General features: G+C 50.8%; 17 protein-coding genes. 12 read left to right on the top strand and 5 right to left on the bottom strand.

Annotation, left to right across the window (positions count from 1 at the left end; genetic code table 11):
* Positions 1 to 644 precede the first annotated feature (644 nt).
* The 11 genes from VIS48_05280 (at position 645) to VIS48_05230 (ending at position 16,405) form a co-directional block, all read left to right on the top strand.
* Positions 645 to 1,631 carry a carboxypeptidase regulatory-like domain-containing protein gene (locus tag VIS48_05280; protein ID HEY9165554.1) on the top strand — a complete coding sequence of 329 codons (987 nt, stop codon included), beginning with the start codon at positions 645 to 647 and terminating at the stop codon, positions 1,629 to 1,631.
* Between the two features lie 11 nt (positions 1,632 to 1,642).
* The gene (locus VIS48_05275) at positions 1,643 to 3,127 is read left to right on the top strand and encodes a sigma-54-dependent Fis family transcriptional regulator (protein ID HEY9165553.1); all 1,485 of its coding nucleotides are present in this window, start codon (positions 1,643 to 1,645) and stop codon (positions 3,125 to 3,127) included.
* Positions 3,114 to 4,706, top strand: a complete 1,593-nt coding sequence (locus tag VIS48_05270; GenBank protein HEY9165552.1) for a serine/threonine-protein kinase — start codon at positions 3,114 to 3,116, stop codon at positions 4,704 to 4,706. Before VIS48_05275 ends, VIS48_05270 begins: the two co-directional genes overlap by 14 nt.
* A 36-nt stretch (positions 4,707 to 4,742) precedes the next feature.
* Positions 4,743 to 6,056 (top strand): kelch repeat-containing protein, encoded by a 1,314-nt coding sequence (locus VIS48_05265; protein HEY9165551.1) that lies wholly within the window; start codon positions 4,743 to 4,745, stop codon positions 6,054 to 6,056.
* Positions 6,053 to 6,853, top strand: a complete 801-nt coding sequence (locus tag VIS48_05260; GenBank protein HEY9165550.1) for a hypothetical protein — start codon at positions 6,053 to 6,055, stop codon at positions 6,851 to 6,853. The genes VIS48_05265 and VIS48_05260 overlap by 4 nt, the downstream gene beginning before the upstream one ends.
* A 160-nt stretch (positions 6,854 to 7,013) precedes the next feature.
* On the top strand, positions 7,014 to 9,389 hold the full coding sequence (locus VIS48_05255; GenBank protein ID HEY9165549.1) for a T9SS type A sorting domain-containing protein: 2,376 nt from the start codon (positions 7,014 to 7,016) through the stop codon (positions 9,387 to 9,389).
* Between the two features lie 797 nt (positions 9,390 to 10,186).
* A complete protein-coding gene (locus VIS48_05250) occupies positions 10,187 to 10,696 on the top strand; it encodes an SPOR domain-containing protein (protein ID HEY9165548.1) in 510 nt (169 codons plus the stop codon).
* A gap of 20 nt (positions 10,697 to 10,716) precedes the next feature.
* Positions 10,717 to 12,126, top strand: coding sequence for a C45 family peptidase (locus tag VIS48_05245; GenBank protein ID HEY9165547.1), 1,410 nt, complete (start codon positions 10,717 to 10,719; stop codon positions 12,124 to 12,126).
* 46 nt (positions 12,127 to 12,172) lie between these two features.
* Positions 12,173 to 12,781: a hypothetical protein gene (locus tag VIS48_05240; protein HEY9165546.1), complete on the top strand. Its 609-nt coding sequence runs from the start codon at positions 12,173 to 12,175 to the stop codon at positions 12,779 to 12,781.
* Positions 12,672 to 14,918, top strand: coding sequence for a TonB-dependent receptor (locus VIS48_05235; protein ID HEY9165545.1), 2,247 nt, complete (start codon positions 12,672 to 12,674; stop codon positions 14,916 to 14,918). The genes VIS48_05240 and VIS48_05235 overlap by 110 nt, the downstream gene beginning before the upstream one ends.
* A gap of 125 nt (positions 14,919 to 15,043) precedes the next feature.
* On the top strand, positions 15,044 to 16,405 hold the full coding sequence (locus tag VIS48_05230) for a hypothetical protein (GenBank protein ID HEY9165544.1): 1,362 nt from the start codon (positions 15,044 to 15,046) through the stop codon (positions 16,403 to 16,405).
* A gap of 155 nt (positions 16,406 to 16,560) precedes the next feature.
* On the opposite strand, the gene VIS48_05225 is transcribed toward VIS48_05230, so the two are convergent.
* The 4 genes from VIS48_05225 to VIS48_05210 all read right to left on the bottom strand — a co-directional run bounded on the left by VIS48_05225 (position 16,561) and on the right by VIS48_05210 (position 19,972).
* Positions 16,561 to 16,923: a DUF559 domain-containing protein gene (locus tag VIS48_05225; GenBank protein HEY9165543.1), complete on the bottom strand. Its 363-nt coding sequence runs from the start codon at positions 16,921 to 16,923 to the stop codon at positions 16,561 to 16,563.
* A 463-nt stretch (positions 16,924 to 17,386) separates the two neighbouring features.
* Positions 17,387 to 18,460 (bottom strand): MlaD family protein, encoded by a 1,074-nt coding sequence (locus VIS48_05220; GenBank protein ID HEY9165542.1) that lies wholly within the window; start codon positions 18,458 to 18,460, stop codon positions 17,387 to 17,389.
* 3 nt (positions 18,461 to 18,463) lie between these two features.
* Positions 18,464 to 19,219 (bottom strand): ATP-binding cassette domain-containing protein, encoded by a 756-nt coding sequence (locus tag VIS48_05215; protein HEY9165541.1) that lies wholly within the window; start codon positions 19,217 to 19,219, stop codon positions 18,464 to 18,466.
* A 3-nt stretch (positions 19,220 to 19,222) separates the two neighbouring features.
* Positions 19,223 to 19,972: an ABC transporter permease gene (locus VIS48_05210; protein ID HEY9165540.1), complete on the bottom strand. Its 750-nt coding sequence runs from the start codon at positions 19,970 to 19,972 to the stop codon at positions 19,223 to 19,225.
* A 784-nt stretch (positions 19,973 to 20,756) separates the two neighbouring features.
* Between VIS48_05210 and VIS48_05205 the strand changes: the two genes are divergently transcribed.
* Positions 20,757 to 22,826, top strand: coding sequence for a hypothetical protein (locus tag VIS48_05205; protein HEY9165539.1), 2,070 nt, complete (start codon positions 20,757 to 20,759; stop codon positions 22,824 to 22,826).
* A 1,376-nt stretch (positions 22,827 to 24,202) separates the two neighbouring features.
* On the opposite strand, the gene VIS48_05200 is transcribed toward VIS48_05205, so the two are convergent.
* The coding region (locus VIS48_05200; GenBank protein ID HEY9165538.1) for an IS3 family transposase at positions 24,203 to 24,310 on the bottom strand (108 nt) is incomplete at its 5' end.

The following is a 24,310-nucleotide window of genomic DNA, read 5'->3' as shown; positions in this document are numbered from 1 at the left end:
TTCCGTAAGCTACACTTCACGAAACGTTTCGTGTAGTGAACGCTTGACTTTTTTCCGCCGGAGGACGGATCCGCTTTGGCGGACTTTGGTACTCTCTGGAGCCTGTCCCGACCTTCGTCGGGATGTCAAGACAAAAGAAAGCACTGTTAATTCCTACAAGTCTTATAGATCCTCTGTTGTTCACTTTCTTTTGTCCCGAAGGGATCCCTTCGGGACTCACCCAAAAGTCCCGCAGGGATTCCTTACATCTGAAAGTATTGATGAATGGGAAAAGTGAACCGAAAGTCCGCCTTCTGCGGATGCGCCGCATATAAATAATCGGAGGCGCAAAAAGGGTGCCCTGCGATAATGGTCCCGACTGTCGTCGGGATCGTCCCGTACAAAGAATAAGCGATTTTTTGAATAGCGACCCTAAAGCATAAGCCGGACAAGAAATCGCTGCAACCGGACAACTAGTTATGAATGTTCTCCTCCTACGCTACGGGACTCTCCCGAAGGGATCCCTTTCCCTAAGGGACTCCTTCGGAGCGGGACATTTTCGCAAGGGATAATATAGATTGTCCAAATTGAGCCACTACCCCTCTCCGCTCTTACTTGATTTTCCACGCTTTCCTTGATAAACTAACCAGATAGGGAAGGAGCGAATGAGCGACCGAATCGGTACATTGTTGATACTGAGTTGCCTTGTCTTTGTCCTTTCCTCATGCGCGCCGGACGCGCCTCACGATAATCCTCTCGATCCAAAGTCGCCAAACTACAAGTCAACCGGGACTTTGTCAGGGAAAGTGTTTACACTGGGAATTCCGTACACTGGTATCCCGAACGCGTCGGTGTTGATTGTACAAAATGGAACTTCCCAGCTGACAGCATCGGACGGGAGCTTCAGTTTTGCGGCCGCTCCGGCGGGAAATATCACTTTAGTCATTTCAAGGCAAGCGTATCTGGCAGACACCGCGAGCTTGACGCTCGATCTCGGACAAACGCGCGATGTTGAGATCCATCTCGACGCAATTCCCAAAATCGCCGGGGCACAAGTCGTTTCAAGTAAAATAGATCAATGGTGGCCTGCACCCGATTACTCCGCTACCGTAAGTGCGAGCGTTACCGACCCGGATGGAGTCGGCGATGTGATAGACTCGACGGTCCATGTGCAGGTGGATTCACTTTCGTTTACCTTGAGTCACGCCACGGGAAACATCTACGAGGCTACCATAGATGCATCACAGTTGCCCAATCAGGATATCGAATGGATCGTCGGGAAGGCGTTTGTAGTTTCCGCTGCGGATCACGAAAACGGAATTGGTCAGAGTCCCCCCTTTTATGTGTCGAGGGTAATTGAGAGCGAAGCAAATCCCACATATCCCACCGGACTGGATACGACGGTGGCGTCCCCCGAACTAGACTGGAACCCGCCTTCAGTTGCATTTGACTATATGTACGAGCTTCAGGTGGTGATCGTAGTGCAGGGCTCTCAGAGAGTTGTATGGACCCAGCCCGGACTTTCATCTTCGATTGTGTCCTTTAAATATCCAAGCATTCTTGCGCAGGGAGACTATTTCTGGACGGTCACGATAGTGGACGGTCTCGGCAACACCTCAACGTCGAAAGAAGCTACTTTTCACGTGCCTTAGAAATGGAAAAGATGCCTGAAGAACCCAAAGATAATTTTACAGTTATCTACGAGATAGCTCAGAAGATTAATTCGATTCTTGACGAGCAGAAACTTCTCGATACGGTGCTCGAAATAGCGATGTCTCACCTTGATGCCGAGCGTGGATACATAGTCATGTTCGACGACGCTGGGAAAACAGGGTTCAAGGTCGTGGTATCGAAAAACTTCGATGGTCAAACCGATGCGAACAAGTTTGCGGCCTCCTCATCTGTCATCAATAAAGTGAAATCCGATGGTGAGCCGGTGCTTACATTCGACGCGCTCAACGACGAGCGGTTCGAGGCATCCAGGAGCATTGTTGCTCAACAGCTACTTTCTATAATCTGTGTTCCTCTCCGCCTCCATGAAAGAACCGTTGGAGCGATATATCTGGACAGCACGAAGTCAAGAGGGAAGTTCAATTCCGACACTATGAAGTTTCTGGCTGTCTTCGGGAATCTGGCGGCGGTGGCGGTGGAAAATGCGCACCGTTACGGCCATCTCGAAGACGAGAACGCAAGACTGAAGAACGAAGTCGACAGCGCGAATCTATTCCCGGGGATCGTGGGGAGAAGCAAGCTGTGGAAGTCCGCCCTCGACCTGGTACGAAGGGTCGTGGACACCGATGTAGCGATTCTGATAACCGGAGAAAGCGGGACCGGAAAAGAAATCATAGCTCACGCGATTCATAACCAGGGCCGCCGGCGCGACAAGCCCTTCATGGCGCTCAACTGTTCCGCGATCCCGGAGCAGCTTCTCGAGAGCGAACTCTTCGGACATAAGAAAGGTGCTTTCACCGGCGCGAACGCGGACAGGAAGGGATTGATGGAATATGCCGAAGGTGGAACTCTCCTTCTCGACGAAATCGGCGATCTTCCATTGCTGATGCAGGCTAAACTCCTCCGCGTGTTGCAGGACAAGGAAATAAGACCGCTCGGCGGTTCTGAGAGCAAACTTGTGGATGTGAGAATCATCGCGGCAACAAACAAGGATCTCAAAGAAGAAATCAAGAAGGGAACGTTCAGAGAAGATTTGTATTTCCGTTTGAACATCGTCGAGATCCATCTTCCACCCCTGCGTGAGAGGACTGAAGACATTCCCGTGCTCATAAGTCATTTCATGAAGAAAGCATGTGAGACGCACGGCCGGAGCGCGAAGAAATTCAGCGCATCCGCGATGTCGATTCTCCTGAAGCATCCGTGGTACGGCAACGTGCGCGAGCTCCAGAATGTCGTTGAAAGAGCGGTCGTACTTTCCCGCGGCGAAGAACTCGAAGAAAGCGACTTGCGCCTCGACAAATATTCCGAACAGGAACTGGTTGAGACAGGATTGACACTGGAAGAATTCGAACGCAAACTTGTGGAGAAAACTCTTTCCGAAACCGGCGGCAACAGGACCCGCACTGCCGAAAAGCTCGGCGTGTCACTCCGATGGCTGCAGTACAGATTGAAGGAATGGGGCGGTGAACCAGGATAACTTTTCAATTGTCCAGCAAATAAGTCAGAGCCCCACCGCTTCTGTGTACAAGGCCTACCAGAAGGCTCTGGAGAGAGTTGTCCTTTTGAAAGTGCTTCACAAGCATCTCTTGCGGGACAGGTCGCTCGTCGCCCGCTTCTCGAGAGAAGCGAGATCGTGCGCGACACTGCATTCGGACAATATCGTTCAGATTTACGATCTCACGGAGATCGACGGTGCGCCCGCGATAGTGATGGAATACGTCGAAGGGAAATCACTCGAAGAGCTTCTTCTTGACCCGGGCGTGAGGTCGGAAGAGCTCCTTCTCAACGTTGCCGTATCGGTGCTGACGGCGTTGTCATACTCTCATGAGAGAGGTATCATCCATCGCGACATAAAGCCTGGAAACATTCTGGTATCCGATACCGGAACCATTAAGGTCACCGACTTTGGTCTCGCATCGGTTGCTGACGCACCAGTGCTCACGATGGAGGGAAGCCTCATTGGCACGCCGGCATACATGTCGCCCGAGCAGGCACGGGGTGAACCCGTTGACGCAAGAAGCGATTTGTTTTCGCTCGGCGTCACGCTGGTCGAAGTACTGACCGGCCAGAAGATTCTTCTGGGCGAATCTTACTCCGAATGCATGAACAAAATTCAGAACTTCAAGCTCGACTCATTGAAAGACCTGGAGAATAAATGTTCAGCGAACGTCCTGGAATTCCTGAAGCGCCTCCTTGCACCCGATAAGAACTCGAGATTCGATTCTTCCGATGCCGCCCTCGAATACCTCACGTCATTTCTCGGGAAAGAACGTGTGGGATTTGTTTCAAGGCGGGCAAGGCGAAGGCGGAAAAATCTTACGGCTGTCGGTATAGCGGCCGTGATTGTCATCGCGGTTGTAATGGCCTTCGTCCTGAAAATGCCGGGAGAAAAAAGAGTCGTTGCTTCCAGAGACAGCAGCACCGAAGTGACCTCGACCTTGTCTCATCCGACGGCAACCGGTCTGCCCGGTGAAAAGTCAAAGTCGGATCACACTCAGGAAAAAACAGAAATGAATCACACTTCCGAAGCGAAGTCGCCGAATGCAGATGCCCGCATGAAACAACCGGTTGGGGTGACTTCGGGAATGGGAATCGGCTCTCAGACTTCGGCGACTCCGGACTCAGGTTACATTTCGATCGGAAAATGCGATCCATGGGCGAAGATCTATATCGACAGCGCATACGCTGGTCAAACGCCTCTCGGCGGATCCATGAAGGTGCCTGTAGGAAGACATAGAGTCACATTCAGCAATCCCTACTTCACGCCGATCGTGAAGGTTGTTGCTGTCCAGAAGCGGCTTCTCTCAACTGTGGATGCGGATTTTCTCCAGGACGCGGGCTATCTCTACGTAACTGTGGAACCGTGGGGAAAAGTCTTTGTTGACGATAATTTTCGTGAGTCCACTCCGACGGTGGATCCAATCGCGGTTTCTTCAGGAACACGAATCGTCCGTGTGCAGAATCCGCACTTCACGGACATCGTCCGCAGTGTGACGGTGAAACCTGGAGACACGTTGAAATTGAAATTTTCATTTTTGACAAGTGAAAATAAATAGCGGCACAGGGATTGAACAATATAGAATCGAGAAAAAATGGTTTGGTCTAGAAAGTTAGTATCGAAATTACCTTTGCTCGGGCTACTGGTAGTTCTCGGATTACCTCAGAAACCCGCATTTTCGCAACTTGCGGCGATTCCGGACATGCCGCATCCACGAATTGGAATGAGTTACGCGAGGATCGGTCAGATGGTTTATTTTATCGGCGGGGCTACACAGCACGCGCAAAATCTGCAGGGCTTTGATGCGTATGACGGAACAAATATAGTCGACGCATTCAATTTCCAAACGATGTCGTGGGATACGACCGTCGCCCCGCTGAACACGCCGAGAGTTTTTGCGTGCTCGGCGACAATTCACGATTCAATCTATGTTATGGGCGGCGCCGATGATTCAGGGAATGTCGTTGGTTCCGTTGAGGTCTATGATCCGGTGTCGAACTCGTGGCACTATCGGAGCAGCATGCTTCATCCCAGAAAAGGCGCCGCTGCTGAAGTCGTGGATGACAAAATTCTTGTCTTCGGAGGAGCCGGCGTCCTCGGATTGCGCAAGGACGTTGAGGAATATTCGGTTGCCGATGACCAGTGGAGCGAAACATATGAGATGCGATTCGGACATGCCTATCACAAGGTTTTCATGGCTCATGAACATATTTACATTTTTGGCGGAATTTCAGACGTAACCAGCATAATAAATCCGTATGGACTGATCGAAAAATATGATCCCGAAGAAGGGGCCTCGCAAGTCTCCGTCGTTTTGCATACTCCTCGAATGCTTTTCGGAATCGCCGCAAAAGGCGACTCTGTGTTCGTGATTTCAGGTCTGGGAGTGGCCAGCGCGGAGAGTCATATCGAACTCCTCGATTTACACAATGAGGGAGAAGAAACGGACACCGAACTCGACTCAACGCTCATCGACGCACCACGCGTAGGTTTCATTGCTGCTGTCGGCAGAGACGGCAGAATCTATTTGTTTGGAGGTGTCTCGCCGATTTTCAAGAGCGGTCAGGTCCCGGTTGCTACCGTGAGTGTCATTTCCGGTTTGAATGTAAATTATGCAGCTGCCGTTAAGCAAGCTGTCCCGTCGACGTTCAACCTCATGCAGAATTACCCCAATCCGTTTAACCCTTCGACGATAATCGGGTATGATGTTCCTCCCGATGGTGCAAGGGTCAGCATTGAAGTTTTCAACATGCTCGGTCAACGAGTCGCGACAGTCGTCGATGGGTTCGAGAGCGGCGGGAGGCACTACGCGTCGTTCAATGGTGTGAATATCCCGAGTGGTTCTTATATTTACAGGATGAAATCAGAGAATGGAATTACATACAGGAAAATGGTCCTCATTAGATGACAAAGGCGGAAATCTGCCTGGTTGTTGGATCCTTGCTCTGCGTTTCGACTGCTTACTGCCAATACTCAAAACAGGCTGACACCACACTCGCTGCAGTAAAATCGCTTTACGAAAGCGGTTCTTACATTTCAGCGGAACTCCAGGCTCGTCGAATGCTCGAAGATCAGTCCCTCAACGATTCGACGAGAATCCAATTTGAAAAATACGTGGCGTTCTCACTTGTCGCACAGGGGAAAAATGAATCTGCGGTCGATCATTTCCTGAATTTGCTCAAGATCGATACTTCGTTCACATTGGATCCAGTCCTCACATCGCCGAAAATCCTTGGAGTGTTCCAGGATGCAAAAGCACAGTTAGCTGCGCAAATTCGCAAAACAGGTCCGGAACGAAGCGAAAGCCATGAAGATCAAGTCAGCCCTCGCGATAGAATTCCCGACGGCCCTACGTTCCGCGCTGTCGTCTTTCCAGGTTGGGACCAGATTTACAGAGGGAAGAGCACAAAGGGATACATCTTGTTAACCGCTGGCGGAGTTGCCGCGCTTTCCTCAATCGCTTCGGAATTATTGAGGCGCAAAGCCAGGAACGATTATTTGAGTGCCGGAACCCCCGCACTGGCATCAAGCAAGTACAATACGTACAACTTCTACTACAAGACGGAAATCTATTCTATCTCCGCGTTTGTCCTCTTTTATCTTTATTCTGAAATCGATTCATTTGTAAATCTCCCGCCGAACTTCAAAGCCGATTTATCTCCTCAATCCCCGGGGGCTATAGTCGGTTTCAGAATCAAATTCTGAGAAATATTCTCTTCATTATCTGCCGCAAACCCTGCATCACTGACGCAATTCCTGCATAGCAGCTAAACGGGACGAACGACAGCTCTCACAATTTCACGATTTTGCCCCTTTTCATCCGGCACAACTATTGACCTTATTGAAATAACAAATGGAGGAATAAATGGTTCGAAAAATATATACGCTCTCTTTGCTGACAATTGTAGGTACGATGCTAATGCTTACTACGGCAAGGGCGCAGATGTTGAGTGGGGATTTCATGCTTCACGCGGTGCTGGACGGAGGGAACGTTGATTTGTCATGGTCCGCACCCGAAATGTTTTCGGTTGAATATTATCTGGTTTACCGCGCACAAGTCGGAGTTATGGATTCAAGCCTGAATGCGAGTTACAGCTTGATCGACTCGACCACTGCGACCGAATATACAGACACCACGGCACCACCGCCGAATACTCTCTTTGTTTATTTAGTCAAAGCATATAATTCTACAGGTCAGGTACGGTTAAGTGCTCTCGCGAAAGTCTTCGTGAATTTTGGAGACTACCACAGGGACCATGTAACCATCACGTCGACTCCGCCGACAGACGCGACTGTCGACTCGCTTTATACGTACCAGGTTACGGCGGTCTCATCAGACTCCACGGCTGTCCTGCAGTACCATCTTGGCGAGCATCCTCCATTGATGACGATTGATTCCACCGGATTGATATCCTGGACTCCACTGGAAAGGGGCTGGAGAGAAGTTGAAGTAATAGTCGCCTCCAGTAAGGGTGGACATGCCGGACAAGAGTACACGGTCAGAGTAGCCGGACTCGACGGCAAGATTGCCGGAATCGTTACCGACACACTCGGGCATCCGATTCCGCATACAATCGTAAGATTGTACCAGAGGAACTTGATGACCGCGATACCACTGATGACGCCCATAGCGATCGAACCATTTGACTATTGGGCGACAACGGATTCTACGGGTCATTACTTAATTCGCCATGTGGATGCCGGAAGATATCTCGTCCGTGCGACGCCGACGAATCCCAATTACCTTCCTGAGTGGTATAACAATGTCGAGAGCATACTAAACGCCACACCGATAGTCGTGTCGGACACATCGTCACATGTCGCCGACTTTGCTTTGCACAACAGGTTCTTCAACCTGCCGAAATATGTTATCTCCGGAATCGTCGTTGACACACTCGGAAATCCAGTAAGAGGAGCGTGGGTAGTGTTTGCGCGCGCCGGATTTGTGTTCAATGAGGCGAGAGAAGATCAGGAAGAATGGGAAAGCGGCGAGGATTTCCGAGACTTCTTCCGAGACGCGGTCCATGATATTCACGAAGATCATGATTTCTCGCTCGAAGGTCACTCACCATACGTCTACAAGACTTTCGTCGACAGTACCGGAGCGTACCGGGATACACTGCCGGAAGGCAACTACGTGATCTTCGCGAGGGCGGTCGGCTACTACAGGACTTTCTACAATAACGAACGCGGAATTCTCAACGCCGATATCATGAAGCTCGTCAGCGATACCACGGGGATCAACTTCACGCTGATCCACTACCCCCCCATCGCTCTCGGGGAAATCTCCGGTTCAGTTATTGATTCCGTCGGCAGCGTTAGTGTCGCCTCCAGGCTGATAGCGTTCAGGGACATCTGGAACTATCGCGACACATTGAAGATGCATGTCGCCGGAGTGTACTTCACTGACGCGGACAGCACAGGCGCGTATGACTTCAACGATCTTCCGCCCGGATATTACAGGATCCTCGCGCTGCCGTTGGGCGGCTACGCCCCGTCGTTCTACAGTCTCACCGGTCCGACCGTCAGATGGAAAGACGCAACGGCGATCCAGGTAAATGGAAATTCCACGAGCGGCGCAAACATATACGTAATGCCGCTGCCGGATTCCGCGTCCGGGTTCACATCCATTGGCGGCTCGGTAAAGATCAGCGGCTCCGCAGCCAGTCGCGGGAGCGGTTCTCTGGCGACACTCGGAGTTGGCGGCGCTTTGGTTTACGCCACAGACGCGAACGGTAACATCGCCGGGTACGGTGTCACCGACCAGACCGGCAGCTATACGATCGCCGGCCTCGCGCCAGGATCATATAACGTCTTCACAGACGCGGTCGGATACACTTCCACCGGCAGCTCGGCATCGAGCCCGTCGTACGACGGCAACGGTAATCCTGCTCCGTCGACAACGAACTTCACAGTGACACCTGAGACGCCGACCGCGGTCGAGCAGAACGTCGTCGTCCCTGTGAACTATTCTCTCGAGCAGAATTATCCGAACCCGTTCAACCCGACGACACAAATCGCGTTCAGCATACCGCAGACCGAACACGTAACCGTGACGGTGTTCAATATCCTTGGACAGCAGATGGCGACGCTCGTCGACGGCAATCTCGGTTCGGGTGCGCACATAATCACCTGGAACGCGAAGAATGAAAACGGTGAATTGCTCCCGAGCGGCGTGTACTTCTACAGACTTTCCACGCCCGGGTTTACCGCCGTGAAGAAAATGCTTTTGCTGAAGTAAGGTCGTCCCTATCGACCCTTCTACCCTGAGGGCGGGCGGCGAAAGCCGTTCGCCTTCTTTTTTTTGAGCATGCCTGTATAATTCTCTCCGGTTAGACAATCGGATAGTATATCAACTTGCACAATCTGTATCGCCCCCTTGCGAAAATGTCCCGCTCCGAAGGAGTCCCTTAGGGAAAGGGATCCCTTCGGGAGAGTCCCGTCGGGTTGGAAGTGACTGAGATGACGCCTCGAATGGTTGTTGCGATTTTTTGCCCGGTTGAGGACCTGGAGTAGCTATTCAAAAAATCGCATGTTCTTAGTAAGGGACGACCCGGTGCCGCAACGCGGCAGCGGGACCATTTTCGCAGGGCACCCTTTTTGCGCCTCGATTATTGTATGTGGCGCATCCGCCTTTGGTGGACTTTCGGTTCACTTTCTTTTGGGTGAGCAAAAGAAAGTGAACATTAAGAATTTCGCTCGTCTCGTAGGTTTACCTGTACTTTCCTTTTGCTTGATCAAAAGGAAAGTACCAAAGGAAAAATCAAGGCTTACGGAAAAAATGGCTGAAAATTTCCACGTGGAAGAAACGAATAAACTAGGCGCCTGACGGCGCCTTCGGACAGTATTCGTTTCTTAAGCCCACCCGGGAAATTTCCTAATCGCCATTTTTTCCTGGTGCCGTACGAGACATTCTTCCAGTCTGGTTCAAACTGATACACTACTGACAATCGTCTTGCATTGCAGCCCTAACGCCTTTAAATTTTTGACGGCTTGAAGGCCCTACGATCGTACTAACAATTCCGGAGGCAGTCCAGGATGATATCGAGATCAAATTGGTCGCATTTTTATGTCGCCGCGATTCTGATTTCATTGACTCAGATCGCATTTGCTCAGACCTCTGAACGGGACTCGACGGGCGTAGATACCTCCGCGGCGATCAGGGATTCCGCCGTCGTGAGATCGGATACCGTCGGCATGAGAAGAGATACGCTGACCACTTCGGCGGACACCGTCTCAGCGCCAAAGGACACTCTCGATATCATTACAAGCGCGGCGAATCTCAACACCGTTCCGGGTTTCAGGATCCAGATTCTTGCCACGCAAAGTCTCCAGGACGCAATCGACATGAAGGCCGAAGCTCAATCCGAGCTTGACGGGTACAATATTTATCTCGTTTACGATCCACCTTTCTACAAAGTGCGTGTGGGCGATTTCAAAGCAAGATATGAGGCCAACAAGGCGGGGAACTATATCGTGTCTCACGGCTACCCCGACGCATGGACCGTACCCGACAACGTTTTCAGAAACCCTGCCACCAGAAAGTAGACTCCAACCACGGAGGAGAAATGAGAAAGACTGCGCTGCAAGCGGCGATCATCCTGCTCTTGTGCGGAACAGCTGCAGCAGGGACCGACCCGCGTCTCGATAAATCATACCGTGAGGACAAAGCGGGATGGATCTTTGTCCACCTTGAAGGAACTGCCGATCAGATCGGATTTCAGCACGGCTATCTCCTCGCTCCTGAGATAGACGACGCGCTCAAGGCGATGGAATTCTATCTGAAGGTCGGATCAAAAAAGGACTGGAGCTTCTTCAGGGACGCGGCGCGCAAAATGTTCTGGCCGAAGCTCGACAAGGAGTACCAGGAGGAAATAGAAGGTATCGTCGAGGGTCTCGCGGCGAAAGGAAAGAATTACGACAGGTACGACATCACCGCGCTCAACGGCTGGATGGAGCTCGACCAGTATTATCTCCCTATGTTGAAGGCAAAGCGGATCAAGGGCGCCGACGACAACAGTTCACCCGGCAACTGCAGCGCTTTCATCGCGACGGGAAGCTATACATCCGACGGCAAGATTGTCATGGGACACAATTCATGGGTCGATTACCTCGTCGGTGAAAGGTGGAACATCGTCGCAGACATCGTTCCGAAAAACGGTAACCGGATCATGATGGACACATTTCCCGGCTTCATTCATAGTGGCGACGACTTTGTGGAAACAAGTGCGGGAATCTTGATAACCGAAACAACTATAGCGCAGTTCAAGGGTTTCGACACGGAAGGCGTTCCTGAATTTGATCGCGCGAGAAAAGCCGAACAGTACGCCAGCAGTATCGACGACTTTGTCAGGATAATGACGACAGGTAACAACGGCGCGTACGCGAACGACTGGCTGATCGGCGACACGAAGACGAACGAAATCGCGCGTCTCGAACTTGGACTCAAGCACTACAAAGTTTGGAAGACGAAAGACGGTTACTACGTCGGCTCGAATTTCCCGTGCGATCCACAGGTCATAAAAGACGAAACGACGTATAAGATCGACAATAAGAAGAGCTCGATGAACGCCCGCCGCGCCCGTTGGGAAGAGCTCATGGAGAGAGACAAGGGGAAGATCGACGCGGAAGAAGGGAAAGCGTTCGAGGCCGATCATTTCGATGCCACGGAAGGAAAAGATTTTTCGGGTGGTTGCGCGTTGTGCGGTCATGTCGATGAAGACCCGCGCGGCGTGCGGCAATGGGGTTGGAAGCCATTCTTCCCCGGCGGAGCTGTGCAGGGAAAGGTGACGACATCCGTCCTGGCGTCGAAGCTTCAGTTCTGGGCTCACATGGGACATCCCTGCGGAGACGATTTCATCGCATCGAAGTTTTTCAAGGAACATCCGCAGTACAGTTGGGAATCGAAATATCTCCACGACATGAAGTCGTATCCGTGGGCTCTATTCACCGCAAAAGACCAGGAGGGAAAACTCTGAATCCGAGATTCTCAATTTTGAATTCTGATCGCGGACGTGCATACCGATGATTGTCACGGGTGATTTTCAATCCTTGGCTCAAAATTTTCGCCTCGTTGTCTTCCTCCTCCTTGTCGCATTTTCTCTTTCCGGCTGCACGCACGGACTTGAGCCGCTCTCCAACCAGGGTGTTCAACCCGGGTTCGGGGGGACTGTAAGGTTCATATCAGCTTGGCCGCCCGCAGACAGCGTGGTGGATGTCCGCATAGTTGCATTCTATAATTATCCGCCTCACAATATTTTCGGAGAGGTCACGAGCGGTCAGGCGAAAGTCTATCCACCCATCGGACCCGGATCGGGATTTAAACTGTTCGTCGATTCGGTCTCGTATAGTTTTACTCTCGATTCAGCTTCGACGTTCCAGTATGTGGTTGTCGCTTTACAATACGGCTCGAACGTTACCGCCGACTGGAAAGTGGTCGGCGCTTACGGCTACGCGCACGGAGTCGGCACGCCGAGATCGGTTGTTGTCGGTCAAAATACATTTGTAAATGGAATCAATATCGATGTCGATTTTCAAAATGTCCCTCCTACGCCCGGCGGCTTTGTCGCTGCTCTTGATCGCGAGCGAATGCGTCTCTCAGACGCGGCTCACGGGCGTGGTAAGATCCGCTGAGGATTCCGGTCCGATCGCGGGAGCTACAGTCATCTTAGCTCCGCTGCAAAATCCCGGTCGATCGGGCCAGGCGCCGGATTCTGTCATGAAGAAATATGGAACGCTCACTTCAAGCGGAGGAAAGTTTGAGCTCAGCGGCATGCCACCGTCTGAATATTCCCTCAATGTCTCGATGATCGGATTCCACAAGTATTCGACTGTCTTGTTGTTTATTGAAAACGAAAAAAAATCCATCTCCATAGCAATGCAACCGGCTGCTATTGAAGCGGATCAGGTCGTCGTTACCGCTAGCAAACGCGAACAGCTTCTGACTGAGGTGCCGGTGAGTTTGAGTCTCGTAAGCTCGTCTTCTATGGAAAGACGAAACACAATTTCTCTCGATGACGCGCTTCGTTACGTCCCCGGAGTGAATTTCGTGCAGGACCAGGCGAACATTCGCGGCTCGAGCGGATATGCCAGAGGGATTGGAAGCCGTGTCCTGCTGCTCGTTGACGGAGTACCGCTCCTCGCGGGTGACACCGGCGAAGCGGTATGGGAAGCGGTACCGATTTCGGATATCGATCACGTGGAAGTGATGAAGGGCGCGGGTTCGGCGCTTTACGGCTCGAACGCACTCGGCGGCGTAATCAATGTCGTAACCAAAGATGCCGGCACCGGTTACTCGACCCAGGTGAAAGCTTACGGCGGCGCCTATGAGCAGCCGCTTTACGGCGAATGGAGATGGTCGTCGAGCCCGAGATTTTTTGAAGGCGGATCGGTCACTCACTCCCAGCCGATGGGAGTAGGCGATTTCGGGATTACGACTTCTCTCAGCTACAAGGGGGACGATGGCTACATACAGAACGACGATTTCAGGAGGTTGGACCTTTTCGTCAAGACAGCGGGGACACTCGGCGCGAACGAGAACCTGAAACTGTTTGTGAATCTGTTCAACCAGTACTCCGGAAATTTTCTATACTGGCGCGACATCAATCACGCTCTGCAGCCTGACAGCAGCACTCTCGGCGAGTGGGTGAACACTACTCGCATCAACCTGGCTGCAATCTACACGCGCACGATGAGCAATGACTTCCTCTACATCGTAAGGGCGAGCTACTATTTCAATCACTGGTACGACAATTTCGGGCAGACTCCCACGGGAATAGGCGACACATCCTCTTCAAATCTCGCGTACGTGGAGCTGCAGGGAATTCTTAATGCAAGCGAGAACACGGTATTGACGTTCGGCGTCAACGGCGAGGCGGATCTCATCAATTCGAACATATTCTCGACGAAGCAGAGCGGGACGACGGCACTTTATGTACAGGGTGAGAGGAAGTTCGGCGGGCTGCATGCCACACTTGGAGCTCGCTACGACCTTGAAAAGATAGAGGGGAAAGCAGCGTTCAACCAGTTCAATCCCAAACTTGGACTGGTTTATGATTTGGGAAATGATGCTTCGTTGCGCGCGTCAGTCGGAACGGGTTTTCGCGCTCCCAGCCTTGGGGAGACTTATGCGTATACTCAGACGGGTGGAGTCTCAATCGTGCCGAATCCGGATCTATTGCCCGAAAGGAGTGTGTCGGAAGAGATCGGAGGGAGATTGCCGGTTGGATATGTCATGCTTGTTGACGCCGCGATATTCCAGAGCGATTACTGGAACATGATCGAACCGGAGTTCAATTCGGAAGGGAAAATAAGTTTTCAAAACGTAACCCGCGCGCGTGTGCAGGGATATGAATTGGATCTTACGAGCAATGCCGGGACGGATTTTCTGACGCTGAAGGGAAGCTACACTTACATTTATCCTGTCGATCTCACACTCGACGAGATATTGAAGTATCGTTCGAGGGAGCTATTCTACGCTTCAGCGAGTTTCGAGGAATCGATCTACCGTGCGTCTGTCGATTTCAGGTTCATAAGCAAGTTCGAGAATTACGATCAGGACCTCGTGCAATTAGGGATAGTGAGGAATGGCGACCAGCGGGTTCCGGCGTATGTGACTGACATTAGAGCCGGAGTCGATCTTACTTCGGTTGGGTATCCATTCTCCGCGACTTTAATTGTAAACAATGTGTTCGATGATTACTACGTGGAGATGATCGGGAATATAGCGTCGATAAGGAATTACTCGCTGGTTCTCACGATGAATTTCTGACTGGGTCAAGCGGGAAATCCCCCTTGATCCCCCTTTGGGAAAGGGGGAGGCAATGCCGATAGAAGTGGAGCCGGTTCACGGGGCTGTTTGATCGCGGTCATAATGAATTCGTGAATTCGAGCGCGATGACAAAGACACTTAGTAAATCCTCCTTCGGGAAAGGGTGCAGCGCCAAAGAGAGGAGTGAACTTGCCGCCCTTGGTGTCTTGAGAGGGGATCTCCATTTGTCTTATCTTACTGAAAGGGGACACAGCGTAAAGGAGATGAGAAAGTTTGCGGACACAAAATTGAACGAGGAGGGGGCACCGGGTGTGCGAAATCAAGTCGAGAGAAATCTGAAAAGAGTTGCGATCGTATCGTCGCTGATTCTTCTTCTGATTGCCGGTATTGAATGTCGCAAGAGCCCCGTCACTCCTCCGCTGCCGACAAGTTGCGAGTATCCTCCGGGAAATCGCAACTTCACATGGAGAACTGATACAGTTGCATGGTGGCCATCGGAGGTCGGCGGTGTCTGGGCATTCTCGGATACAGATGCTTGGGTAATGGGGAACATGCATGGCCCAACTGTACCTGGTCAGACGAGCTATCTCGCTTTACACTGGAACGGAAAAGAATGGGGGACACCTGAAACGTACAGCACCATACTACATCTATCTAATGATGCAACGGGAGATGACCATTTCTTGGTTTCAGTGGGGTATTGGGCGGTGGGAGACGAAAAGGTCGGACTAGCAGAGTTTGACAACCACACAAAGAAATGGGCCGGTTACCAGTTTCAGACACCGGGGCGTCTTTACTCAGTTTGGACGGATGGCAAGGGATATTTCATTGCTGTCGGCGATAATGGAACGGTTTACACCAAAGATGGATACACGGCGAGTTGGATTTACACAAAAGCGCCGACAGATTTCGGTCTCACTCACGTTACAGGTGTCTCCAAGACTGAAATCTACGCCGCTGGATTTCTATCCCTGACGACAGGACAAGAATACGAGCAGTACTGGAAGTATGACGGAACCCAGTGGCACGAGCTCTTCGATAATCAGGACACAACAGGGAACATAGCTAAACTTCCCGGAGATTACAGTGTAATGACAGATGTGGCCGCATATCGCTGTCCTGTCTCCGACTCCCTCCAGTTGTATTTTGTCGGCTGGAATTCTTATTTGCTAGAATCGAAGGGGCAATCACTCAGTTATTCCGTTATAGACTTATCTACACTTGGGTTGCCTCTACATAACCTGCGTGAGTCGGTCGTGATTATAAACTTGTTCTCCCCGAATGATGTTTGGTACTTAACCAGCGAATTCGATTTCTATCAATGGAACGGAGAGGACTTTCAGCAGATGGCAATAACTGGTATACCGGCAGCAAGAACGTACACAGGTTTCGTTCGAAAGATGATAAAGACTAAATCAGGCAAAATATTTTTCCCGTGCGAAGTAAGTCCACAGGTTTATGTGGTGGCACAGGGGACACCGAACTAGAAGTATGGAATCACTACAGGGCATACGAGGTGCTGGTGTCTCTGGCGTCATAAAAGGCAAATCCCCTTTGATCCCCCTTTAGGAAAGGGGGAGGCGCTGCCAAAGAGAAGAGAAGGGCCCGGACTCAAGGACTAGTTCAGGAAAAGGAAATCGAATTAGGATCGACTTTCGGGAAGACTCTCGTGAATTTTCTGGAGCACGCCGTCAATATTGTCAAACACGTCGGAGGAGCGGAAGCGAATAACTCGCAGACCCACCTTCTTCATGTATTCGTCTCGGTTCGTGTCCGCTGCTCTTCCTTCGTCTGTGTAATGCTGACTTCCATCGAGCTCAATTACGATTCCTGCCGCCGGACAGTAAAAGTCTACGATGTAACTCGCGATGGCCTTCTGCCTGTAGAATTGGTATCCCTTGACTTGTTTCCGCCTGATTCTTGACCACAGGATCCGTTCTGAGTCGGTCATGTTCTTCCGTAAAGTACGCGCGGTGTTCTTGAGCTTGGGGTTATAGTAAATCAATCGGAATGTCAACCTCCGATTAGCAGTGAGTCTAATCTTGGGTATCGGCTATTTTGATGCTACTGAGATGTACCATCTTTGAATACTTTTCTTAGCCCGACGGTACCATTTATGTCAATCCAGAACGATCTGGTCGGGAATCCAAACAATTAATGAATGTGGATTCCCGCTAGAAGCACGCGGGAATGACAGTGGGTGTGATCGTTGAGTGATGTCTCTGAAAATAACGCTTTACCCAATCTCGATATCCCTCTTTCAGTAGTTCCCGCGGGATTTCGATTGGAACCTCTAGTCGGTGATCACAAGACAAATCAATCACCTCGAAACGTCCAACTTCCTGCCTTCCTTAGGCATTGTCCCCCCTTTCCCAAAGGGGGTTAGGGGGATTTAAGAATCACTCAACACCACTTCCACACGCGTTAATCACGGAACCAGTTCTTCCGGAGCCCGCGCGACTCTCCTCTTATCCTCCGCCGGCTTTGTTGTACTTCTGCTGAAGCTCCTTCAGCTGCTTCTCCATTTTGTCGAGCGCATCCGCACGCTCCTGGATCTGCGCGTCTATCTGCTTCAACAACTCCTGCTTCTTCGTGTATTCGTCCTGCGCTTCACCCGCAAAGTAACTGCTGAATAACCAGTTGTGCCTCAGCGCTTCCATGTTCTCAGCGAACTTCTGTAAACCCTTTTGCGCTTCCTGCACCGCTGAAAGTGTCGTGGTAACGATCCTCAATGTCGTGTCGTATACAGCCTGGTTGTGAAGCAGCTCCGAGACCAGACCTGTCCCCGTGTCAAGCTGTGCCACCATAGTCTTGATGCTCACCGAAGTCGTGTCGAAGTTCTGTACCACCGAGTTGACTCCGGAAAGTACCGAATCTGTCTTGTCGGCGACGCGGTTGAACGACACGCTCAGTCCCGAAATGACATTTGCCATGTCCGTGAACTTGTCCGACACTTTTCGCAAACTCGAGTCCGCCTCGTATGTTGCCTGTTTCAAAGCGATGTAAACGCTCTCGTCGGTGACGAGCTTGCCGAGCGTGCCCTTTCCTTCCCGAACGTCTTTGAGGATTCCCGCGAACTCGTCCACCATGTTCTTCACGCTCGCGATCGTCGCGCGCGTCTCGACGATCACCTGGGAAAGCTGCGGCTCCTCCATCGAGTTGAGCGTGTCGAATCCCTGGATTGTCCTCGCATTCTCAGTACCCGGAGTCAGAAGCACAAACTTGTTCCCCACGAGCCCTTCAGTTTCCAGCATCGCCCTCGAATCCTGCCTGATGAATTTTCTCGAATCGGCGAATATCCGCAGGTCGACGAGCGCCACGTTATTCCATATCTTTATGCCCGCAACGGAACCCACATCGATACCCAGGAGCCTGACAGCCGCGCCTTTCTTCAGTCCTTCCACCGAATTGAACCGGACATAAACTTCAGTCGACTTCGTGAATATTCCCTGTCTCCCGCCGATGACGAATATCGCCGCGACGACGAGAAGCACGCCGACCGCGACGAAAAGTCCGAGTAAAGCCGCATAAGACTTTTTCATACCCTATCCCTCTTTCCGAAGAGCGTCCCTCCCGAGCGGATCCATTGGGAAGAATCCTTTAATCTCTTCATCTTCTATTTTTACAAGTTCCTTTAAGGTACCGGTATATTTGATGACACCGTCCTTCAGCACTCCGGCGTAATCGCTCACGATTCCCGCGCAGAGTATATCGTGCGTGACGACTATCGAAGTTATCCCGAACTGAGCATGCATACTTCTCATGAGTGCGCTGATCTCGGCAGATGTAATCGGGTCGAGACCGGTTGTCGGCTCGTCGTAGAGGAGAATCTGCGGCTCGACAACAAGCGCGCGAGCAAGTGCGGCACGCTTCCTCATTCCGCCCGAAAGCTCGGACGGCATTTTTGACACAGATGTCTTCAGGCCGACGAGTCCGAGATAATGTTCCGCCTTCTCGATTGCATTTTCATGTTTCACTTTGTGGTGGCGTGTCAGGTTGAATACGAGATTGTCGCGAATACTCATCGAGTCATAAAGCGCTCCGCTTTGAAAAAGGAATCCCGTCATGTGACGGATCTTCCAAAGATCACCTTTATTGTCCACGTCGACACGGATCGAATCGACGACAACATCTCCGGCGTCGGGAACCAGAAGCCCGACGATACATTTGAGCGTCACGCTTTTTCCCATACCGCTCTTACCGAGGATTGAGAATGTCTTTCCCTTTTCCACGGATAGGTTGACGCCGGATAAAATTTCCGTATCGCCGAACGACTTATGCAGATTAATTATCTCGATCATTTTCTATTCGAAAATCAGGATACCGGTTTTGACGAGTATGAAATCTAAGATCAGGATAAGGAACGAAGAGAATACGACGGCGGACGTGGCTGCTTTGCCGACGCTCGCCGTGCCGCCTGACGCTTTGAACCCGAAATAGCATCCGACCATCGAGATCGTAAAACCGAAGAAGAAAGTCTTCGCAATTCCTGGAACGACGTCGGCGATGGAGAGTGAAGTGACGGTCGAAGTCATGAAAAGCTGCCAGCCCATCTCGCCGGAGATATAGACCACGCCGAACGTGCCAATGATTGCGAGAGCGTCGGCGTAGGCCGTGAGAAGAGGGAGCGCGAGCACGCCTGCGAGCACCCGCGGGACTACAAGGAAGTGGTACGGCTCGACGGAAGAGACTTCCAGCGCGTCGATCTGTTCGGTGACTTTCATCGAACCGATTTCTGCCCCGATACCGCTCGCAACTCTTCCGGCGACAACGAGTGCGGTAAGTACGGGGCCTAGCTCACGGACCACGGAGATCGCGACCATTGCCGGGAGGAACGACTCTGCGCCGAAACGAGCGAGGGTAGGTTTGGTCTGGAGCGCGAGTATGAGCCCCATAAGCAAACCGATTGCACTGACGAGCGGAAGCGACCTCGATCCGAAGTTCTCGAGGTGTTCCGCGAATTCGCCGATCTCGTAGGGAGGAATAAAAATTTCCTTAAAGAATCGGAGAGCGAAGGCTGAAATCTCGTAAACGTGAGTGAAGAATTTCTTCATAAACTCCACGATGATAGATATGCCAAACCTGAATGCCGTCAGAAATCGAAGGCCCACTTTCGCGGGGCCGTTCAAAAACCAAGTTAGTAATTCAGGGACGGAATAGCCAGAGGGGAGGAGAGGGGAAAGAGGAGACAGGAGAAACGACACAGGAGAAAGGAGGTTGGAAGTTGGGGAGAGGTCAGGTATTGAACGGATCTCCGCACTTCATTGTCGCGTTGCGGCGGACCGAGGGAAATAAGCAACGGCAGATTACGTGGTTCACTCGCTCTGTGGCGGAACCCATGAGCAGAAAGCGAAACTGTCAGATGCAGAGTGGGCGGATTGGTTCTCAAAAAGTGGGAAGTAAACCGCCCACCTGTTCGTCGCGGTATTGCGAAAATAGTTTCTACTGACCGGTTTGATTGTGGCATGGTCATTGCACGGATAATATTTGCGATGGATCGTGGCACATCTAAGATGGAACAGCGACAGACAATCCGGCTCCCCGATTTACCTGTCTTCGCCCCGGAGGGGTCCCTTCGGGACGAGTCCGTCCGTGTTCTATATGGACGGACGTGGCGATCCCACACATCAAACCTCGACCTTCTCGTACAGACAGTCGCTGATCACGGCATCAGGGCTGAAAGATTCGACACACTTAAATTTTTTCTTGACATAAGATTCAATCATCGGTAAAATGAAGCAGGTAGTTGGAGCAGGACCTTCCGTTTGGAGTAACCCCAGTACGATTTGATGATTGGTACATGAGACAGTAACCCTTAAATCGCTGGCCGGAGGGGGCATGAGGAGAATATGTGCGGGCATTGTGGTAATTGTCGTGACGGGAGTGAGTGCGGCCTTATACGGACAGGTGCACATCAGGGACACTGTTTCGATAATGCCGCGGCGGGCTGCGGCCAGTCAGGACGGTCTCCATTTTTCTATGTTCATCCTTGAAAAATCTGCCCTCACTGTAACCAATTTGACCGGGAGTGACGGCGATATATACAAAGCCGATTTTGTGCTCGTGAAGCCGTGGAGCGAGGTTCTGATTCAAGATGCGTTGAACAATTTTGGAAGGAGCTGGGTCTCTCCCGTAATTGATCCAGGGACGACTCTCGAGTTCGCACTCCCTTATAGTCCTGCTGCCGGTCACACCGGAGGTGCTTGCGACGGCTATTTCGATCCGGGATGTCCATTCGCCCTGGGTCTCCAAAATGATTCTGTGGGCACACTTGTCATTACGATGACGTGTTGGATGCCACACCTTTGGATCAAGTTCAGTTTACACAGGTTGGAGAGATTTGATCACTTCGAGGTAATATTGGAGCGTGATACGATATCGCACGGCGACACGTCGAAAGTCTTCGTGAAGGCAGAAGATGCATGTGGGAATGAAATCGGTTTTCCGCAAGATGCCCCGATGACGATCAGGGGTGCGACTTTATTCGGGACCTTCATAAGGCCTGATGGGAGTCTCGGTGAAATGGAGAACGTCCCATATTACGTTGTCAGGGACAGTGGTATTAGGTACATCGCAAACGGTGCTCCGCCGGAGCAGACGGAGAGGATTGGGATCTTAATTAGCGGAGAAGCTCCGCAATGCTTCTACAGCCAGTCCATGGGTGAGATATGGATAAGGGGCCAGGAGCATACGATACTTCTTGGAGAAACTAAATACTACTATGCCGATGATGATGAAGGGCATCCTGATAAGCTCACCATCAAAGAGTCGACGACACCCGAGAATGGGGACCCGAATGTGGTTTTTGACGACCCGCAGATAATCGAAGGCGACAAGCTCGGAGTCTATTGGGAATACAAAGACGCCGATGGAAATGACTTGAAGGAGACAGAACCGGGCTCGATTCGGCTTGTCGGAAGATATTGGGAAGATGGAAAGACTTACAAGGTAAAGTTGAGTGCGAGCGCAGGTGGAAGATCGGGAAGCATAGATATTGAGGTGAAGAAGCCGGGGAGATTGGGACCTTCACCTATTCAGGCGAATAGAGACGTGTTTGGTAACGACCAAAACATCGATGAACTGGTTCTAGAATCCGCAGGTCGTTATGGAATTCCACCGCAGTTCTTGAAAGCACAAATTGACCAGGAAAGTTCTTTCTACCCGGCATACCGATATGAACCGTTCGTGGATGCGAACGGGCAAAAGGAGTTTTCTCAACGTATCTATGATGGATTCAGGGTGAAATCACTCGCCGATATTGGGAGAGTTCCTATTCCTTCCGACCACGTCAATGTACATCCATTGGGCTACTTAGGATATCAGGGTACAGTCTGGGAGTACTTGTATGCTCACTCGCAAAGCATCAACCCTAGCGTGTCGTCACAGGACAATCTTTATCCTATCGCGAACAGTCATGGAACCGTCCTCTGGTACTCTCACCCGGCGGAAGAATGGCAGAACATATTCTACGGAGCAATTGTTTTGGGAGCTTCATCTGAGCAAGCCTTTGCAGGAGCCAACGGCTGGTTGAAGGAAACTTATGCGAACGGAAATATGAATAAAGTTGCGCAAACGAGGTTAGCATCCTCGTACGGACTGTTCCAGGTTTTGTATTCAACAGCCACTCGCGATCAGGGCTATCCGCGTAACGATAATTATTCCCCCGAGAGGTTAAATGAATCACAAATTGCGCCAACTTATTCCGTATCGTATTTGCTTTCGCAGCTTGAATCTGTGCTTGAAGACAACGCAGACAGTGAAAACGACTGGTCGGCGGGTTTTGATGAAACATTTAGATGGGCATTTAGTTATTATCGTGGTGACGAAGCCAAAAGTGCCTACGGAATTAGTATCGTGGATGTGAAATCTCAAAAGTACTTACCTTCGGCAAATACATTAAATCCGTAATGTGGTGGAGGTCTTTATGATAAGAAAAATATTCTTAATGGTAGTGAGTGTTTTATTAGCGCTAGCAACACAAACTCATGCTCAAATCACTGAACAGCAACGAGTAGATCAAGCAACGGGACAGATAACAAGTTTACTTAACTCCGGGCGCCCAGACTCAAGTAAAGTGGTTGTAGGCGATGTAGTCGACGTCGATAGCATGACAGCGGATACCGGCACTTATTTTGGCCAACTTCAAGACCCGTATAGCACTTTAAAAGGTTCGTTCATATTCATTGCAGAAGTTCCTCAGGCTATTGGCTATCGAGACGAAGTCGGCGTCTTTAAAGACGGTCAGATCCTCTGGAAATCGGGACCAATTATTGAAGGAGCATTGGGAAGAATTTTTGCTACAATGGACCTGACCAGTAACGGTACAGTGGACATAATAGCAACTTGGTTGGCAGGACTCAGCGGCGACAGAGAACACATGTGGATATTCAGTTGGGACGGGAACAAAGGAGTCCCGGTTAATCCTTATCATAGACAAGGTTCCCGAATAGTTGGGAACAGAGGCAGTTTCTTAATTAAGGACATCAATGGCGATGGAAAGTACGTTATCATTTGTCAGCTGGACACGGCAGCAGTCGAATATTCGTGGAACGGGACAACTTTCGAGACTATTACAAACCCTCCAGTCTTAGCTAATAACACCTTTAGTCGTGCAAACAACTTCAGCTTGGCTGTATCAGCGAGAGCGGTGGCGGCTTCCGACGGATTTGAATACGATTATGTGGCTAGCAATATGCCATCAAGTGCACAAAGCGTCAACGACATCATGATCGCTGCTTGTTTGGATAGCCTTCGAGAATACGCACCAAAAGGGTGGGCATGTCTTGCAATCAAGAATTCCGCTCTGGCTCGATTTGTAGTTCAAATTGGTTTGGCAAACATTCTGGCCCCAGGCAAAAGCTTGAGAGGATTTGGGATGGTGAGTAGGTGCCTTCCAGCAATATCTCGTTTCTATGCACAAGCTCCTCACAGAGTTCCTACATACGAACCTGATCAGTTATTGGCACACCTGTCTGATTTTGCTGATGACATCTCGAATAATTCGGTTAAGGGTTTTACAATTGGCCCAACTGCACCGCCACTCCACTTCTCTGCATCGGCATGGATCGACACTCTCACATCATACAAACAACAATCCCTCAAACTTGGTTGGCTCATTGACGACAAATCCCACAAGCACGACTGCGATGACATCATGAGGGACAAAGAGTGGTACAAGAAGAGTGATTTCTGGAAACACGGCGAGTGGGACAATGACGAAACATGGGACTTCGATCACGACTGGGATATAGGTCTGGAGTTCACCCCGAAAAGTGGACAAGGAGTTAAGCCACAGTTGATAGTTCATTTTCAAAAGCCACAGGTGATTTGTAACCGAGTGCGGAGTGGCGACGAACCCGGTTGTAGAATATCTCGAGATACTCAAAAAGTCT

The organism is Candidatus Kryptoniota bacterium (genome assembly GCA_036567965.1).
GTDB lineage: Bacteria > Bacteroidota > Ignavibacteria > Kryptoniales > JAKASW01 > JAKASW01.
Note: the sequence above shows the minus strand (reverse complement) of the source record. Positions and strands in the feature narration are given on the sequence as shown.

What these genes read in the sequence shown, in the direction of transcription:
- VIS48_05280 (HEY9165554.1), top strand. Translation starts at nt 645, where the DNA reads ATGAGCGACCGAATCGGTACATTGTTGATACTGAGTTGCCTTGTCTTT.
- VIS48_05275 (HEY9165553.1), top strand. Translation starts at nt 1,643, where the DNA reads ATGCCTGAAGAACCCAAAGATAATTTTACAGTTATCTACGAGATAGCT.
- VIS48_05265 (HEY9165551.1), top strand. Translation starts at nt 4,743, where the DNA reads ATGGTTTGGTCTAGAAAGTTAGTATCGAAATTACCTTTGCTCGGGCTA.
- VIS48_05260 (HEY9165550.1), top strand. Translation starts at nt 6,053, where the DNA reads ATGACAAAGGCGGAAATCTGCCTGGTTGTTGGATCCTTGCTCTGCGTT.
- VIS48_05255 (HEY9165549.1), top strand. Translation starts at nt 7,014, where the DNA reads ATGGTTCGAAAAATATATACGCTCTCTTTGCTGACAATTGTAGGTACG.
- VIS48_05250 (HEY9165548.1), top strand. Translation starts at nt 10,187, where the DNA reads ATGATATCGAGATCAAATTGGTCGCATTTTTATGTCGCCGCGATTCTG.
- VIS48_05245 (HEY9165547.1), top strand. Translation starts at nt 10,717, where the DNA reads ATGAGAAAGACTGCGCTGCAAGCGGCGATCATCCTGCTCTTGTGCGGA.
- VIS48_05240 (HEY9165546.1), top strand. Translation starts at nt 12,173, where the DNA reads ATGATTGTCACGGGTGATTTTCAATCCTTGGCTCAAAATTTTCGCCTC.
- VIS48_05235 (HEY9165545.1), top strand. Translation starts at nt 12,672, where the DNA reads ATGTCGATTTTCAAAATGTCCCTCCTACGCCCGGCGGCTTTGTCGCTG.
- VIS48_05230 (HEY9165544.1), top strand. Translation starts at nt 15,044, where the DNA reads ATGACAAAGACACTTAGTAAATCCTCCTTCGGGAAAGGGTGCAGCGCC.
- VIS48_05220 (HEY9165542.1), bottom strand. Translation starts at nt 18,460, where the DNA reads ATGAAAAAGTCTTATGCGGCTTTACTCGGACTTTTCGTCGCGGTCGGC.
- VIS48_05215 (HEY9165541.1), bottom strand. Translation starts at nt 19,219, where the DNA reads ATGATCGAGATAATTAATCTGCATAAGTCGTTCGGCGATACGGAAATT.
- VIS48_05210 (HEY9165540.1), bottom strand. Translation starts at nt 19,972, where the DNA reads ATGAAGAAATTCTTCACTCACGTTTACGAGATTTCAGCCTTCGCTCTC.
- VIS48_05205 (HEY9165539.1), top strand. Translation starts at nt 20,757, where the DNA reads ATGAGGAGAATATGTGCGGGCATTGTGGTAATTGTCGTGACGGGAGTG.